Origin of the sequence: Snodgrassella alvi, from assembly GCF_002777745.1 — a bacterium.
Lineage (GTDB): Bacteria > Pseudomonadota > Gammaproteobacteria > Burkholderiales > Neisseriaceae > Snodgrassella > Snodgrassella alvi_D.
In genome coordinates this window covers 24,543-41,538 of sequence record NZ_MEIO01000049.1, presented here as the reverse complement: position 1 = coordinate 41,538, position 16,996 = coordinate 24,543, and the positions used below count along the sequence as shown (strand labels likewise).

16 protein-coding genes are annotated in these 16,996 nt (G+C 44.8%); 15 read left to right on the top strand and 1 reads right to left on the bottom strand.

The genetic code is table 11. From position 1 onward, the window contains the following. The first annotated feature begins 71 nt into the window (after positions 1–71). The 15 genes from BHC51_RS06195 to murA all read left to right on the top strand — a co-directional run bounded on the left by BHC51_RS06195 (position 72) and on the right by murA (position 15,404). The gene (locus tag BHC51_RS06195; protein ID WP_100100742.1) at positions 72–650 is read left to right on the top strand and encodes a hypothetical protein; all 579 of its coding nucleotides are present in this window, start codon (positions 72–74) and stop codon (positions 648–650) included. 127 nt (positions 651–777) lie between these two features. After that, positions 778–1,806: a type I glyceraldehyde-3-phosphate dehydrogenase gene (gene gap / locus BHC51_RS06190; RefSeq protein WP_100100743.1), complete on the top strand. Its 1,029-nt coding sequence runs from the start codon at positions 778–780 to the stop codon at positions 1,804–1,806. 210 nt (positions 1,807–2,016) lie between these two features. Next, complete coding sequence (locus tag BHC51_RS06185) at positions 2,017–3,777, top strand: M61 family metallopeptidase (RefSeq protein WP_100153604.1); 1,761 nt, start codon at positions 2,017–2,019, stop codon at positions 3,775–3,777. Positions 3,778–3,829: 52 nt separating this feature from the next. Next, complete coding sequence (locus tag BHC51_RS06180; RefSeq protein ID WP_143558804.1) at positions 3,830–4,801, top strand: hypothetical protein; 972 nt, start codon at positions 3,830–3,832, stop codon at positions 4,799–4,801. After that, on the top strand, positions 4,798–6,495 hold the full coding sequence (gene recJ, locus BHC51_RS06175) for a single-stranded-DNA-specific exonuclease RecJ (RefSeq protein WP_100153584.1): 1,698 nt from the start codon (positions 4,798–4,800) through the stop codon (positions 6,493–6,495). Before BHC51_RS06180 ends, recJ begins: the two co-directional genes overlap by 4 nt. Before the next feature lie 198 nt (positions 6,496–6,693). Further along, positions 6,694–8,373, top strand: coding sequence for a type IV-A pilus assembly ATPase PilB (pilB, locus tag BHC51_RS06170; protein WP_100100746.1), 1,680 nt, complete (start codon positions 6,694–6,696; stop codon positions 8,371–8,373). A gap of 48 nt (positions 8,374–8,421) precedes the next feature. Next, positions 8,422–9,654, top strand: coding sequence for a type II secretion system F family protein (locus BHC51_RS06165; protein ID WP_100100747.1), 1,233 nt, complete (start codon positions 8,422–8,424; stop codon positions 9,652–9,654). A 6-nt stretch (positions 9,655–9,660) separates the two neighbouring features. After that, the gene (locus BHC51_RS06160) at positions 9,661–10,512 is read left to right on the top strand and encodes a prepilin peptidase (RefSeq protein WP_100100748.1); all 852 of its coding nucleotides are present in this window, start codon (positions 9,661–9,663) and stop codon (positions 10,510–10,512) included. After that, positions 10,509–11,123, top strand: a complete 615-nt coding sequence (gene coaE, locus BHC51_RS06155; protein WP_100153583.1) for a dephospho-CoA kinase — start codon at positions 10,509–10,511, stop codon at positions 11,121–11,123. The genes BHC51_RS06160 and coaE overlap by 4 nt, the downstream gene beginning before the upstream one ends. Further along, complete coding sequence (zapD, locus tag BHC51_RS06150; RefSeq protein WP_100153582.1) at positions 11,120–11,881, top strand: cell division protein ZapD; 762 nt, start codon at positions 11,120–11,122, stop codon at positions 11,879–11,881. Before coaE ends, zapD begins: the two co-directional genes overlap by 4 nt. Beyond that, positions 11,881–12,078, top strand: coding sequence for a DNA gyrase inhibitor YacG (gene yacG, locus BHC51_RS06145; protein ID WP_100100751.1), 198 nt, complete (start codon positions 11,881–11,883; stop codon positions 12,076–12,078). Before zapD ends, yacG begins: the two co-directional genes overlap by 1 nt. Before the next feature lie 48 nt (positions 12,079–12,126). Next, positions 12,127–13,044, top strand: coding sequence for an ABC transporter ATP-binding protein (locus BHC51_RS06140; RefSeq protein ID WP_100100752.1), 918 nt, complete (start codon positions 12,127–12,129; stop codon positions 13,042–13,044). Further along, complete coding sequence (locus BHC51_RS06135) at positions 13,041–13,802, top strand: ABC transporter permease (RefSeq protein WP_100136156.1); 762 nt, start codon at positions 13,041–13,043, stop codon at positions 13,800–13,802. The genes BHC51_RS06140 and BHC51_RS06135 overlap by 4 nt, the downstream gene beginning before the upstream one ends. Before the next feature lie 56 nt (positions 13,803–13,858). Continuing rightward, entirely contained in the window at positions 13,859–14,107 is a 249-nt protein-coding gene (locus tag BHC51_RS06130) for a BolA family protein (protein ID WP_100136157.1), read from the top strand. Between the two features lie 40 nt (positions 14,108–14,147). Then, positions 14,148–15,404, top strand: a complete 1,257-nt coding sequence (murA, locus tag BHC51_RS06125; protein WP_100100755.1) for a UDP-N-acetylglucosamine 1-carboxyvinyltransferase — start codon at positions 14,148–14,150, stop codon at positions 15,402–15,404. 505 nt (positions 15,405–15,909) lie between these two features. Here murA and BHC51_RS06120 read toward each other — a convergent pair. After that, on the bottom strand, positions 15,910–16,992 hold the full coding sequence (locus tag BHC51_RS06120) for a sulfate/molybdate ABC transporter ATP-binding protein (protein ID WP_100100787.1): 1,083 nt from the start codon (positions 16,990–16,992) through the stop codon (positions 15,910–15,912). Positions 16,993–16,996 lie beyond the last annotated feature (4 nt).

Here is a 16,996-nt window from a genome sequence, read left to right as displayed (position 1 = left end):
CACGACAAGCTGGCAGCGTTTCTGAAGCAGTTGTCTTGGTTTATTTAACAAACTATTGTGGTATTAATGTAATGTATCAATTTTTTCTGGACGCATGGGCTGCCCTGCGTCTGTGCTTTTATCCTAAAACGCATTATCGTTACTCTCCGTTAATTATAGTGCCGGTTTTGCTGACGCTAGGCTTGATCAATATGGCCAATATGTCGCAGCTTTTGGGACATCAGGCTGGTATAACCGTTTTCATTCTGGCATTAACAGTGTTGCGCTGGGGTATTCTGGGTATGACAATGCAGACCATTTTAGGCTACTACAGCAAGCAGCCGGGGCAATGGTATGGTTATGTACTGGTTACTGAGGCGCTGATACTACCAATGATAGCGATGCTGTACTGGCCACAGGCATTAGCCACTGCGGGATCTTTCTGGCTGATATGGACAATGGTGGTGCAGGTATCTGGTTTTGTACGTATCAGCCAGCAAAATGTTTTCAAAGTAGCCTTGGCTTATATTATTTATTTTTTAGTTACCAGTCTGGCAGGGGGTATGCTGCTACTCGTATTCAGCACTATGGGCTGGCTGGATATAAACAGCATGGCACAGTCTTTCCAGCAAATATTGACCATGCCCGCTGCTGAAACAGGCATACGCTAATGCAGATGTGGAATCAGGCTGGTTCCGCTATAATAATACATGGTGTTTTTTGTGCGATTTAAACTATTTAGCACTGTTGAAACCCGAAATCACCTGACCGGTTTTGTTGATTTGAAAAGGAATAAGCATGACATTAAAAGTTGCCATTAATGGTTATGGCCGTATCGGCCGCCAGGTATTGCGTGCAATTTATGACTATAACCTGCGCAACCAGTTTGAAATTGTCGCGGTAAATGCCAGTGGTTCACTGGAAACCAGTGCCCATCTGACAAAGTTCGATACGGTTCATGGCCGTTTTACCGCAGATGTTTCATGTGATGATGATGCTTTAATCATTAACGGCGATCGTATCCGCTTTTTCGCTACCCGCAATCCGGCAGAACTGCCCTGGGGTGAATTAGGTGTTGATCTGGTATTGGAATGTACCGGTGCATTTACCAGCAAGGAAAAAGCCAGTGTTCATTTACACAGTGGTGCGAAAAAAGTTCTGATTTCTGCACCCGGGGGTGCCGATGTGGATGCTACTGTGGTATATGGTGTGAACCATCAGGTACTGACACCGGAAATGACAGTGGTATCCAACGGCTCCTGCACAACCAATTGTTTGGCACCAGTCGCCAAAGCCATTAATGACGGACTGGGCATGGTGAAAGGTTTGATGACTACCATTCATGCGTTCACCAATGATCAGGTTCTGACAGATGTTCGGCATAAAGATTTGCGCCGTGCCCGCAGTGCGGTGGAAAACCTGATTCCAACCAAAACCGGTGCGGCCAAGGCTGTGGGACTGGTACTACCTGAATTACAGGGTAAATTTGACGGTTTTTCGGTACGCGTACCCACAATCAATGTCTCACTGGTTGATTTAACCTTTGAAGCGGCACGTGATACCAGTGTAGAAGAAGTGAATGCCATCGTTAAAGCTGCCAGTGAAGGCAGTATGCAGCACATCCTAGGCTACAATACTTTGCCACTGGTTTCTACCGATTTCAATCACATGCCTCAGGCTTCGATTTTTGACAGTACTTTAACTAAAGTAACCAATGGCAATATGGTCAAAGTGCTGGCATGGTACGATAATGAATGGGGCTTTAGCTGCCAGATGCTGAATACCGCCCGTGCCATGTTTGGCATGGAAGTTACGCCGTTCGCCTAAGCTATTGTCGGCAGATGCAGGCTGTCTGAACCCACCGGGCTATTTCAGACAGCCTGAATGCATTCCGGACAGACGAAACGCAAACAATAAACTTCAGCTACCCAAAAAACGATAATCATGGCAGATTGAACTGATCAAACCAATAATTTTACTTTCCCAGTAACAAGCAAAACACGGATACTCTCCTCCTGCGTGATTGAGGCACAGATTATGCTTAACTATCATTTGCAACCCTACTCTCTGACTCAGCATTTGTGGCAAGTGCATTTCAGCTTTACACAATCGGATAGTCAGGATTTCAGCCTGAGTTTACCCAACTGGTTACCCGGCAGTTATATGATTCGTGATTTTGCCCGCCACATCATCACTTTATCGGCTTGTTGCAACAACACACCAGCATCAGCTGAACAGGTCAATAAAAATACCTGGGTTTGCAGCGGACAGGCTGGTAATTGGGAAATCTGCTATTTGGTTTACGCCTTTGATACCTCAGTGCGTGGCTCATTTTTAAATACTGAACGAGGCTTCTTTGATGGTGCTTGTCTGTTTTTACGCCATAACCAGCGTCAGCAGGAAACATGCCAGCTAAGTATTACCGGCTTGCCTGAAAACTGGGACATAGCTACTACTATGCCGCAAACATCACAACCACAGGTTTATCAGGCCAGCAATTACCGAGCACTGATTGATTATCCGGTGGAAATGGGTCATCTGCTGCGTCTACCATTTACAGCAGGCGGTATTGAACACGAAATTATCATCAGCGGACACTTTTCTCGGTTTGACCAGCAGCGTTTGGTAGATGATGTAGCCAAAATATGCGCCAGTGAAATAGCCATGTTTGCCGCACCGGCGCCATTTGAGCGTTACAGCTTTCTATTATTTGTCGGAAACGGCATTTATGGCGGACTGGAACACAGATCATCTTCGGCACTTATGGCTGATCGGCATGATCTGCCGCAAACAGATGGCAAAAATAATGATGCCTATATCACCTTACTGGGATTGTTCAGCCATGAATATTTTCATGCATGGAATGTGAAATCCATCATTCCAGCAGTTTTTGCCAGCAGTGAACTGAACACAGAAGCATATACACGTCTGTTATGGGCATTTGAAGGCATTACCTCTTACTATGATGACTGGTTTCTGGTTCGCAGTGGTGTGATTACTCCAGCTCAATATCTACAACTACTGGCCAAAACCATTACCCGAGTGCAACAAGGTACTGGCAGGCTGAAGCAAAGTCTGGCAGAGTCCAGCTTCACTGCGTGGACAAAATTCTATAAACAGAATGAAAACAGTGCTAATGCTATTGTCAGCTACTATCAGAAAGGTGCATTGGCAGCCCTGTGTCTGGATCACTATATCCGCCAGCAAACCGGACAGCAGAAAAATCTGGACGATATTATGCGTGCCTTATATCAGGACTGGCGTGAGCGGGGCATTGGTCTGACAGAAAATGAATGGCTGAAAATTGCCCAACAGGCTACTGGTATAGATTTAGCTCAGATTTATCAGCAATATATTATGACTACCACTGATTTACCCCTGTCTGAACAGTTGCAGCAGGCCGGAGTACAATTACACTGGGCGGCCTTGCCACGCCAGCATGGCGGTGCATATGTCGAACACATCCCCGCCAACGAACAGGCCTGTGCAGACTTGGGTGCCCGTTTTCAATCAGCAGCATTTGGCATCAGCCTACAGCAGGTATTTAATCTGGGTAGTGCCGAGAATGCAGGCTTGTGTGCTGGTGATCAGCTTATCGCTCTTAATGATGAAATCATTACTGATTTCAATAATCAGTGGGCACGTATTCATATTGGCGAATCAGTACGAATACATTTTATACGTGATGGACTATTACAACAGACTACCTTACTGGCACAGACAGCAGTAACTGACACAGCACTATTAAGCATTGATAATGCGATGCTGTTACAGCAGTGGTTACAGCCGCAGTCTTAGATTTAACCAGAGATTTTTACATTATCTACCTATTTACAAACGTTGTGTATTCATGCCTGCTGACAACTTACATCTAACTCTTGTCCTGCCGAGCTTATTGTGGCCACATCATGAAACTATTGTGCCAAAATTACAGTTGCCAGCACTGAATACCTTACGGCAGTGGAGCAAATATTTCTCACAATCTACCAGCAGAAGCCAGCTTTATCGGCAATATTTGTGGCAAGGTTCATGGCTGCAACTGGCAAGCCAGCAAATAAATTCAGACTCAAATAATTATAGTCTGATTGCCATTCCCATCAGCCAGACAGCCGGTATGCATCAGCTCCAGTATTTGGATGGAAAAATCCTTGGCCTGTCCATAGAAGAAGCGAAAGCTTTCTGTGAAGTGTTAAACACATGGTTACGGAAAGACGGCTGGCAATTTTGGCCAACAAACCCGGATTTATGGCTCGTTACCACTCCCCAGAAAATTGAATTTACTCTGCCATCCTTGCTGGATTTGTCTGGCAGCATTGATGGTACAGCAAAACCCACTGGAACCGACGCAACCTTGATCCTGCAACGGCAAACTGAACTGCAAATGTTACTGTATCAGCACCCATTGAACCAGCAGCGTATTGCACGCGGCCTGCCTGTCATCAATGGTTTCTGGTTTGAAACAGACTGCACCGGTACAGCTAACAACGAAATCCCACTTTATACTGACAGTTCATGGGCATTTCATGCGCATAATCTGCCAACCAATTACATCGAGTTAACTAACTTCACGCCCAGCCAGCAGGAAGTTGTACTGTTTAACGACCAATTGTGCTTACCGGTTAATCAAGGTGATCTTTATACCTATATGCAAATACTGCAACAATGGGAGCAGAACTGGTGGCAACCGCTACTGACAGCACTGCAAAACAGGCAAATTCACCAATTGGATATCCGATGCGAAGAGGGACTACTTAAAATTTGCAAACCCTGGTTACCCCCTTTCTGGCGCAAAACGAAACCTTTTAGCGGATTAAGCTTATGAAACCGGCTCGTATTCTTACCCGTCCAGTTGATACCGTTGCACAACAAACTTTACTTACACAGGGAGTTGAACCTTTACTGGCAAAACTGTATGCAACCCGAGCGATTAAAAACAAAAATGAAACTGAATACAGCCTGTCTGCACTGCTACCGTTTCAGAGTCTGAAAAATATTCAGACTGCCAGCGAACGGTTAGCACGAGCAATAAAGCAGCGGGAAAAAATTCTGATTGTTGCTGATTATGATGCAGATGGTGCCACAGCTTGCGCACTGGGTATGCGTGGATTACAGGCAATGGGCGCCAAAACTGATTTTCTTGTGCCTAACCGTTTCGACCACGGCTATGGGCTGACACCACAAATTGCCGAACTGGCTGCTCAGGCTGGTACTGATTTACTGCTTACCGTAGACAATGGTATCGCCAGCGTAACAGGAGTACAACGAGCACAACAGCTGGGCATGGATGTTTTGATTACCGACCATCATTTACCTGGCGAACAACTGCCTGAATGCATTATTGTTAACCCCAACCAGCCTGGAGATCATTTCCCAAGTAAGGCTCTGGCAGGTGTAGGGGTTATGTTTTACGTGCTGATGGCCTTACGCCACTATCTGCGCCAGCATAACTGGTTTAGCCAGCATCCTGAACCGAATCTGGCTCAATGGCTTGATCTGGTGGCATTAGGCACCATCGCTGATGTCGTTCCCCTTGATCAGAACAACCGCATTCTGGTTGCACAGGGTCTCAGGCGGATGCGTGCAGACAAAATGCAGGCCGGTATACGCGCTCTGTTTCATATAGCAAAACGCAAAGTGCAGCAGGCACATGCATTTGATCTGGGCTTTGCTATTGGCCCGCGTCTGAATGCGGCTGGCCGGCTGGATGATATGAGTCTGGGTATAGCTTGTCTGCTAAGTGACGATATGGAAAGCGCAACAGATTTAGCTGGACAGCTGGATGATTTAAATCGTGAACGCCGTCAGATTCAGCGCAGCATGCAGGATGAAGCCAATCTGCAACTGGCGACAATTAACACAGAAAACAGCTACAGTATTGTCGCTTATCATGATAACTGGCATCAGGGCGTAACCGGTATTGTTGCTGGACGGTTACGCGAAACTTTCCATCGTCCCAGTATCGTTTTTGCCCAGGCAGAAGACGGAACATTACGGGGCTCCGGTCGTTCCATCGCTGGTTTACATTTACGTGATGCACTGGATCTGGTCAGCAAACGTCGGCCGGAGATCATTCAAAAATTTGGCGGCCATGCCATAGCAGCCGGATTGAGTATAGCTCGAATACACCTACCAGCTTTCCAGCATGAATTTGAGGCAGTCTGTCAGCAACTTATCCAGCCGGCAGACCTCAATCACATCTACCAAACCGATGGTTCATTAGACAGTAAGTACCTGAATTTAGAAACAGCACAACAACTAGCCTCTCTGGTATGGGGACAAAATTTTCCTGAACCATGCTTTTGCGATGAGTTCAGGGTGATCCGGCAACAAAGCGTTGGTACTGGTCATATTAAAGCAGTGTTACGCAAGAACAACTGTGAATGTGAAGCTATGTTTTTTCGCTGTAACACCACCCTGCCAGAACACATCCGCGTGGTTTACCGGCTGATTGCCAATGAGTGGCGCCAGCAAATGGAACTACAATTATATGCAGATTACTGGGAAATTTGTGCCTGAACAGATATACAGGCTGTTTAAATACACAAATTCACTTATAATTAGCACAATTAAACATTAACATGTATTTACTATAGGATATCTGTTACTGGTTCCAAGGTAGTATGCTGGACACCCCAGTCTGTAAAGTGAAGCCGGAACAGGTGCAATATCTAACAAGTGTAAACTCAAAAGTTATTAAGACGGAAAGTAATTTGTATGAGTGTAGGATTGATTCGGGTATTGTATAAGCACCAGATTATTGATGCAGAAAAAGCAGAAAAACTGCGTCAGGAGTTGGAGCAAAAACGCCCGGTTATATCGGCACTGTTGCAGTCTGGTGCCATGAATGCCGATAAGCTGGCCAGTTTCCTGTCCAGTGTATTCAGTATTCCTTACCTGAATCTGGAACTGTATAACCAAAACCTGGTACCGTTAGATTTAATCAATCTGAAAATCATGCAGCAATACATGTGTGTACCAATACTGAAGCGTGGTAATCGCCTGTTTCTCGCTGTATCCGACCCTACATCCATCCAGCATTATCAGAAAATTGCTGCCGATGCAGGCTGCACACTGAATCTGATTATTGTTCGTGATGACCAGTTACGTCAGTTATTGGAAAATCTTGATCATGAATCAAGCAGTCTGCTAGAAGGCATGGACTCAGTCGGTGACAGTGAAGAGATTAGCAGCAATGCGATGTCTGCTGATGATGAAGATGGCGAAAATGGTCCGGTTGCCAAATTTGTCTTCAAAGTTCTGGGGGATGCACTGAACAATGGTGCTTCAGATATCCATTTCGAATTTTATGAAGAAATAGCACGAGTACGTTTCCGTATTGATGGGCAATTACGTGAAGTAGTCCGTATGCCACTGAATATTCGCAGTCAGATTTCCTCACGTATTAAAGTAATGTCCAAAATGGATATTTCAGAAAAGCGTATTCCTCAGGATGGCCGTATTCAGATTCAGTTCCGCAAGGGTGCCAAACCAATTGATTTTCGTGTCAGCACATTACCTACCCTGTTTGGTGAAAAAATCGTAATGCGTATCCTGAATTCGGATGCGGCCACCCTGAATATTGAACAACTTGGTTTTGAGTCATTCCAGAAAGAATTACTGCTGGAAGCCATTCATCGCCCCTATGGCATGGTGCTGGTTACCGGTCCGACCGGTTCGGGTAAAACCGTATCACTGTATACCTGTCTGAATATACTCAATACCGACAGTGTTAATATTTCCACCGCTGAAGACCCGGCGGAAATTAACCTGCCCGGTATCAATCAGGTTAACGTCAACGATAAACAGGGGCTGACATTCGCAGCAGCACTAAAATCTTTCCTGCGTCAGGATCCGGATATCATCATGGTGGGTGAAATTCGAGATCTGGAAACCGCAGATATTGCCATTAAGGCCGCACAAACTGGCCATATGGTTTTCTCTACCCTGCATACTAATAATGCTCCAGCCACATTGTCACGTATGCTGAATATGGGTGTAGCCCCGTTTAATATCGCCAGCTCAGTTAATCTGATTATGGCTCAGCGTTTAGTACGGCGTTTATGTACCTGTAAGGCACCTGCAGAACGTCCGCCTGAATATGCCTTGAAAAAAGCGGGCTTTTCAGACGAAGATCTGGCCAAAGATTGGACATTTTACCGGCCGGTAGGCTGTGAACGTTGCAAAGGCAAAGGTTACAAGGGACGTGCCGGTGTTTATGAAGTCATGCCAGTTAGTGAAGAAATGCAACGGATCATTATGAACAACGGTAATGAAGTGGATATCAGCAATCAGGCACTCAAGGAAGGGCTGGTAGATTTGCGTCATGCCGGCTTGCTTAAAGTAATGGAAGGCATCACGTCTCTGGATGAAATTCTGGCAAGTACTAATGATTAAAACTGATTACCTATTTATTCAATTAAGTCAATACTGTGGGAAAACATTATGAATAAGTCAACAGCAGTATCTAAAGCCAAATCCTCTGGTATCAATTTCAGTTTTGAAGGTAAAAATATCAAAACCGAACAGATCGTGCGCGGAGAAGTAGTCGCAAAAAACGAAGCAGAGGCTCGGGCCAAGCTGAACCGGCGTCAGATTCGTGTCATTCAGATTACCAAGGTTAAGAAACAGCGTCAGAAAAAAATCAGTCAGGCGGATATCACTGTTTTTACACGACAACTATCTACTATGATGAAATCTGGCTTACCCTTAATGCAGGCATTTGATATTGCAGCCAAAGGCCACTCCAATCCAGCCATGACTCAGTTACTGACAGAGATTCGTGCAGATGTCGAGCAGGGTACATCTTTGGCTGACTCTTTTGCTAAACATCCCAAATATTTTGACAATTTCTACTGTAATCTGGTGCGGGCAGGTGAAACTGGTGGTGTACTGGAAGGACTATTAGACAAACTGGCTGTATACAAAGAAAAAACCCAAAATATCAAGAAAAAAGTTAAAAGTGCCTTAACTTATCCGGTTGTTGTAGTAATTGTTGCCATAGCACTGGTTTTTGTGATGATGATGTTTGTATTGCCATCTTTTGCCAAAGTATACGAAGGTATGGGTGTACCATTACCTGGGTTAACTCAGGTTATGATGAATATCTCTGACTTTCTTGTGCATTATGGCATTTTTATTCTTATAGCGTTAGTTATTGCGGGAGTTGGCCTCTATAAATGGTTTCAAAACTCAGCAGACCTGCGAAAACGCTTTGATCATATGTTGTTAAAACTACCTATCTTTGGGCAAATTGTGCGTAAAGCAACAATAGCACGCTGGTCCCGTACTATGGCAACACTATTTGCTGCCGGTGTACCATTGGTAGAAGTATTGGATTCTGTAGCCGGGGCAGCAGGAAATATTGAGTATGAGGAAGCTACTCAGGAAATCCGCGCCAAAGTAAATCAAGGTATTTCACTTACCTCTGCCATGCAGGCAACAGAGTTATTTCCCAATATGGTAATGCAAATGACTTCTATTGGGGAAGAATCCGGTTCACTGGACTCTATGCTGAACAAAGCTGCTGAATTTTATGAAGATGATGTGGATACAGCTGTTTCACAATTATCTTCACTTATGGAGCCAATTATCATGGTTGTACTTGGTGGTATCGTTGGTGTGATTCTGGTAGCCATGTACCTACCACTCTTCAATATTGGTAATGCGGTAGGTTAATGACAAATGTTAACTGATACCCTGTTTTTTGGCGTAGCAGCACTAATATTGGGTTTTGTTATTGGTAGTTTTCTTAATGTAGTCATCTATCGCTTACCAATCATGATGGAAAGAAACTGGCAGACTGAGGCACGGATGGCATTACAGCTGCCAGCGGAAAACTCTGCCCGCTTTAATCTGTGTATACCACCCTCTGCCTGTCCGCACTGCCAACAGAAAATTCGCTGGTGGCAGAATGTACCGCTGTTAAGCTATCTACTGTTACGCGGTCGGTGTGCCGCCTGTGCAGTCCCCATCAGTCCTCGTTACTTTTGCGTAGAGTTATTAACTGGTCTGGCTTTTGCAGCAGTTGTCTGGCGTTATGATGTTACACTTGTCGCTGCAGGTGGTGTAGTACTGACAGCCGCGCTGATTACCCTGACTTTTATTGATGCTGATACCCAGCTTTTGCCTGACCAGATTACCTTGCCACTACTTTGGCTTGGTTTACTGTTTAACTGGTACAGTGGATTCGTCTCATTATCTGCTGCTGTCTGGGGTGCTACACTGGGCTATATGAGCTTATGGTCACTTTTCTGGTTATTTAAACTGCTAACTGGTAAAGATGGCATGGGCTATGGTGATTTCAAATTACTGGCTGCTCTTGGTGCCTGGATGGGAGCATCAGCATTGCCATTAATTGTATTCATGGCAGCAATTGTCGGCATTATTGCCTCGCTTATTCTTAAAGTTGCCCGCAGCCAGCCAATGGCTTTTGGCCCAGCACTGGCCATTGCCGGCTGGATTGTGTGGATGGCAAACAGCCAGATTAACCAATTGATTCACTGGTGGCTGCGTCTTTCCGGATTCGGTGCATGACACTCTGGATAGGTTTATCCGGCGGGATAGGCAGTGGTAAGTCCAAAGCGGCAAGCTGCTTTGCCGCTTTGGGCGTACCAGTACTGAATGCAGATGAGATTTCACATCAGATCACTGCACCACAAGGTCTGGCTTTACCTGCAATCCGGAAACGGTGCGGGAACAATTTGTTTCAGGCTGACGGAAGTCTGGATCGCCAGCAGCTGCGTAACTGGGTATTTGCCGATCCTCACAACCGAAAATTATTGGAAAATATTCTTCACCCCCTAATCTGGCAAAGCCTGCAACAAGCCAAACAGCAAATCAGTTCTAACCAACATTACGGAATTATAGAAATTCCCCTGCTGGCAGAAAAACCGGAATTTCAACAGCTGGTACAGCGGATACTCATTATCGAAGCACCGGTTGATATATGTATTCAAAGAGTTCAGCAACGTAGTGGTCTGGACGAAACGACAATCCGTGCTATCATGGCACAACAGACTGACAGTAATAGCAGAAAAGCCATTGCAGATGACATTATTATCAACGCTGGCAATTGGCAGGAACTTAATCAGAAAGTCATTCAGCAGCACCACTTCTATCAAGCTCTAACACCATCCAAGTTATGACAGATCTCATCCATTTCGAACATCCTTTGTCCGAGCGCGTCCGTAATTTTTTACGTATTACACACTTGTTCAAGCACTTCCATGAGGTAATGGTACGCAGTGAAATCTGGGCACATCATTGTGCGCTGTTCTCATTGTTTGAAATCATGGAAGCAGCAGCGCGTGCCGAGCTGAAACTGGATATTTTACAGGAACTGGAACGCCAAAAAGGCTTGGCACGACAACGTGGTGAAGAAGGTAAAGATGCACTGGAAGCCATCCAGACTGCAATTTCAAATCTGCAAAGTGTCCAGCAAAAATTCGGACAGCATTTACGTGAAAATGAATGGTTGATGGCAATCAAACAACGCATGTTTGTTCCAGGCGGTACCAGTCCGTATGATTTACCTTCATATTATTACTGGCAGCAGAAACATCCCGCAGAACGTGAAAGCCAGTTACGCCAGTGGATCCAAAGCCTATTGCCCACTTATGAAGCCATCAGGCTGCTATTGGAAATTCTGCGCCACAATAGTCTGTCGGTAGAATGTCTGGCAACAGCTGGCAATTACCAGCATAATAGTTTGGGGCAGAATATTCACCTACTCGGTATCAACGTTGCCCAAGATGCCGTGGCATTACCAGAAGTATCTGCTAACAAATATTTTACCCACATTCGTTTTTTACAGGCGTCACAACAACAGGCGCGCGGACCAGTTTTAACGACAGACATCCCGTTTACCCTAGTTATGTGCAGCTTCGATCCGGTAATTAAATAATGACAGAAAAAATCACAACTGTTAATTGTCCCACCTGTGGACAAAGCGTTGTCTGGATTCCAGCCAACCGCTTCCGGCCATTTTGCTCAGAACGTTGCAAACTGATTGACCTTGGTAGCTGGGCCAGTGGAAACTATAATCTGCCAGCAGATGAAAACCAGCCACTAAGTGAAGAAATAAAGCCATCAGAACCTTAGTTCATCAGCAAAACATATTACCAACTCTTGCAGATATTCATTCAACCTATGACATCCCCTGCTCTTTGCATCAATCAGGCTGTTAAAACCTATGCCAATGGTTTCAGCGCTTTAAAAGGTGTCAGTTTCATCGTTCAACCGGGTGAATTTTTTGGCTTACTCGGCCCCAACGGCGCTGGTAAAACCACACTTATTTCAGCAATGGCTGGCCTGATTCGCCTCACTTCCGGCCAAATCAGTATTTGTGGCCACGATGTACAACATGAAGCCAATACTACTCGTAAACTTTTAGGAGTAGTACCACAGGAACTGGTTTTTGACCCCTTTTTCAGCGTACGCGAAGCTCTGCAATTTCAATCCGGTTATTTTGGCTTGCGCAAAAACAACGAATGGATCGATGAAATCATTGTCAGCCTGGGGCTGGCAGACAAAGCAAATACCAATACCCGTAACCTGTCCGGTGGTATGAAGCGGCGTGTTATGGTGGCACTGGCACTGGTACACCGGCCACCTGTTATCGTACTGGATGAACCTACTGCCGGAGTAGATGTCGAATTACGGCAAAATCTGTGGCAATTCATTACCAAACTAAATACAGCCGGTCATACTATCATTCTGACAACACATTATCTGGAAGAAGCTCAGTCGCTATGTAATCGTATTGCCATGCTTAAACACGGTGAAATTGTAGCACTGGACAGTACCCAAAACCTGCTGGATACCGAAGCAGATTTGCAGCTGACATTAACTTTAGATCAACCATTACCAAATAACCTGCATCAGCATCTAATACAGAAAGATGGCAACAATTATTTATTGAAACTTGCTGACTACAGCCAACTGGCCACCCTGTTGCAAAATTTACAAACCCAGAACATCAACGTCAGAAACCTGCACATCATGGAAAACGATCTGGAAAACGTCTTCCTGCGCCTGACCAGCGATCATGTGAAAGACAGAAAATGAATACCATCGGTTGCTATACCCTGTTTAAAAAAGAAGTACTCCGTTTCTGGAAAGTAGGCTTTCAAACCCTGTCAGCGCCTATTCTGACTGCACTGCTGTACCAGCTGATTTTTGCTCAAGTCATGAAGGGACATCCTGATGTCTTACCCGGCGTCAGCTACAACGCATTTCTGATACCGGGCTTGGCCATGATGTCTATGCTGCAAAATGCTTTTGCCAATTCATCCTCAAGCCTGATTCAGTCACGTATCACCGGTAATCTAATATTTATCCTGTTACCGCCATTAGGTACTGCTGCTTTCTTCTGCGCCTATGTAGCTGCTTCCATCCTGCGCGGATTAATGGTGGGGATCGGTGTTATAGCAGTAACAGCCTTCTTCGGATTACATCAGCCCTATCATATTGGCTGGATAATCATATTCGCCCTGCTGGGCTGTGCAATTATGGGAATGTTTGGTCTTCTGGCTGGCATTGTCGCGGAAAAATTCGACCAACTGGCAGCATTCCAGAATTTTCTCATCATGCCCCTAACTTTCCTGTCTGGCGTATTCTATTCCATTAATAGCTTGCCAGCATTCTGGCGTTCTCTCAGCCATTTCAATCCAGTTTTTTACATCATCGATGGTTTTCGTTTTGGCTTTTTCGGCCAAAGTGACTCCTCCCCCTGGCTGGCATTAACCGTAGTTGGCAGCTTTGCTATTGGCCTGTGTATTCTTGTCTGCGTCATACTGAAATCTGGCTGGAAATTACGCAATTAGACAAACTAAAACGCTATAATAGTCACCATTTATCAATAGCCATTCTGGAGCCTGCCATGTTAACACCCGAAGAGGTTAAAGCCATGATTGCCAACCTTTTGCCATGCGAATACCTCGAAGTTGAAGGTGATGGTCATCATTTCTTTGCTCGGATTGTATCCAGTGTTTTTACCGGAAAAAGCCGTCTGGCTCGCCATCGAATGATTAAAGATGGTCTGGCACAACAGATTGCCAGTAATGAATTACATGCATTATCCATTACCACCGCGGCTACACCTGCTGAATGGGCAGTAAAACAGCATTAGTCAGGCAGACAGCCTTTATCTGCCATCATTGAGAATTTATATGGAAAAATTAAAAATTCGTGCCAACGGTGCATTAAACGGCGAAATCACTATTTCCGGTGCCAAAAACGCAGCTCTGCCTTTACTCTGTGCTTCACTCCTGACAAAAGACACCCTGCATCTGACCAATGTCCCCATGCTGCGTGATGTAAAAACCACCCAGAAACTATTACAAGGCATGGGCGCACGTGTACTGACAGACAACGTACAGGAATTCGAAATCAACTGTAGTGGTATCAACAATACCTGTGCACCATATGATCTGGTTAAAACCATGCGTGCTTCCATTCTGGTGTTAGGACCAACACTGGCACACTTTGGTAAAGCTCAGGTTAGCCTGCCCGGCGGCTGTGCCATCGGTTCACGGCCAGTTGATCAGCATCTGAAAGGACTCGAAGCCATGGGTGCCGAAATCAGCATTGAGCATGGTTATGTTAAAGCCCGAGCCCACCGTCTAAAAGGTGCACATATCGTCATGGATATGGTAACCGTAACTGGCACAGAAAACTTACTAATGGCCGCAACACTGGCAGAAGGCACTACCATTCTGGAAAATGCCGCCATGGAACCAGAAGTTACCGACCTTGCAGACTGTCTGGTTAAAATGGGCGCAAATATTCAGGGCATAGGTACACCTACCCTTACCATTACCGGCGTCGAAAAACTACATGGCTGTACCCATCGCGTAGTACCCGATCGCATAGAAGCGGGTACTTTCCTGTGTGCAGTAGCCATGACTGGCGGTAAAGTAATTCTCAAGCATGCTGCCCCTAAAACCATGCAGGCTATTCTGGAAAAACTGAGCGAAGCCGGTGCTATCATTGAAGCCGGTGACGACTGGATCAGTATCGATATGCAGCAACGCCCTAAAGCAGTAGATATACGCACTCTGGCCTACCCTGCATTTCCCACCGATATGCAGGCACAGTTTATGGTGATGAATACCATCGCCAGTGGTAACAGTAAAGTAGTAGAAACTATCTTTGAAAATCGCTTTATGCACGTACCCGAACTCAATCGCATGGGTGCCCGGATTTCCGCCGAAGGCAATACCGCAATTGTAGAAGGAGTGGAACAATTATCCGGTACCACTGTCATGGCCACCGATCTACGCGCATCAGCCAGTCTCGTACTTGCCGGTCTGGTTGCCAGTGGTGAAACCACCGTTGAACGTATTTATCATCTGGATCGTGGTTACGAAAACATTGAACAAAAACTGAGTGGCGTGGGCGCTATTATAGAACGCGTTAGCAACTAGTAAATATCACAATCAAACAAATAGGGCTACTGGGAAAATCTAAGTAGCCCTGTTGCTATATAATATCCACACGGATTCAAATATCAAAAAAAATCAGAATTGAATTTATGAGCATTCTGTTTCAATAAATATATCAAACAAACCACATAAAAATTATAAAGTAAACAATTATCCAGAATTTATATTTCATAATAATAAACAAGGCTGCTCTTAATCAAATCTCCTAATTACTATAAAAGAATATCCCTAACCAAATAGTATAGAAAAATATTGATTTATAAATATTAAAATCTGCCATTGCAATTGATACCGATTCAGATAGTCAACAATACAATTAATCAACTTTCTGTATCATTCTAAAATATCAGCTTACGGGTAAAAATATATAATTCCATATAAATTAATAGCAAACCTAAAACTGAATTTTCTCATACCATTAATGTGGTCAATTATAATTTAGTTTGAAAAATTTATTTGCATTAATCAACGCTTATTATGCATATCACTAGATCACATAATCCACCATTTCAGGCAACCTGAACATAGTCAGGCGTTGTGGCTTAAACCAGACTGTTTGCAATGGTTGCAAAGCCAGTGCACGAAATTCTGCTGGTGATAACCATACCTGTATACGTTGTTTATTATCTTTTCGTCGTAACCATAATCTAACCTGTGCACCGACAACATGTATTTCTTCCACAGCAGCAGAAGCAATGACATTATTCTCGCTATGAGTTAACACTTGCACGTCCTGCGGGCGAATATATACAGCTACATTCTGGCACGCACGTTCTCCCGTAGTGACCGGCTCATAATAGCTACCCACACACAACTGTCCCTGTTCAATACAGGCATCCTCAAAAATATTCACCTCGCCCAGAAATTCGGTTACAAATACATTTTCTGGATTATCATACAAAGACACTGGTGTACCACTTTGCTCAATTTTGCCTTGATTCATCACCACAATCTGATCCGCCATTTCTAGAGCCTCTTCTTGGTCATGCGTAACCAACACACTGGTAATACCCAACTGATGGTGAATTTCCACCAGCCATTGGCGTAACTCCTTGCGTACCTTAGCATCCAGTGCGCCAAATGGTTCATCCAGCAACAGCAGTTTTGGCTTGGTTGCCAAAGCCCGTGCCAAGGCAATACGCTGGCGCTGGCCACCGGATAATTGCTGCGGATATACTTTAGCCAGCCAGCCTAACTGTACCAATTGCAGTAATTCTTCTACCCGTGCGGCTATCTCCGCCTTACTGGGGCGCAAGCGTCGTGGCATCACTTGCAAGCCAAATGCAACATTATCAAACACAGTCATATGACGAAACAGCGCATAGTGTTGAAACATAAACCCAACCCGCCGCTCCCGTACATGAAAGTTACTAACATCCTCATCAGCAAAAAACAGCTCGCCAGAATCTGCATGCTCCAACCCGGCAATAATGCGTAACAAAGTAGTTTTGCCACAACCAGAAGGACCAAGCAAAGCTGTCAGAGAACCAGTTGGCACCTGTAGGTTAATATCCTGTAAGGCATGATAATTACCATAATATTTATTCAAATGTTTAATACGAATACTCATAATC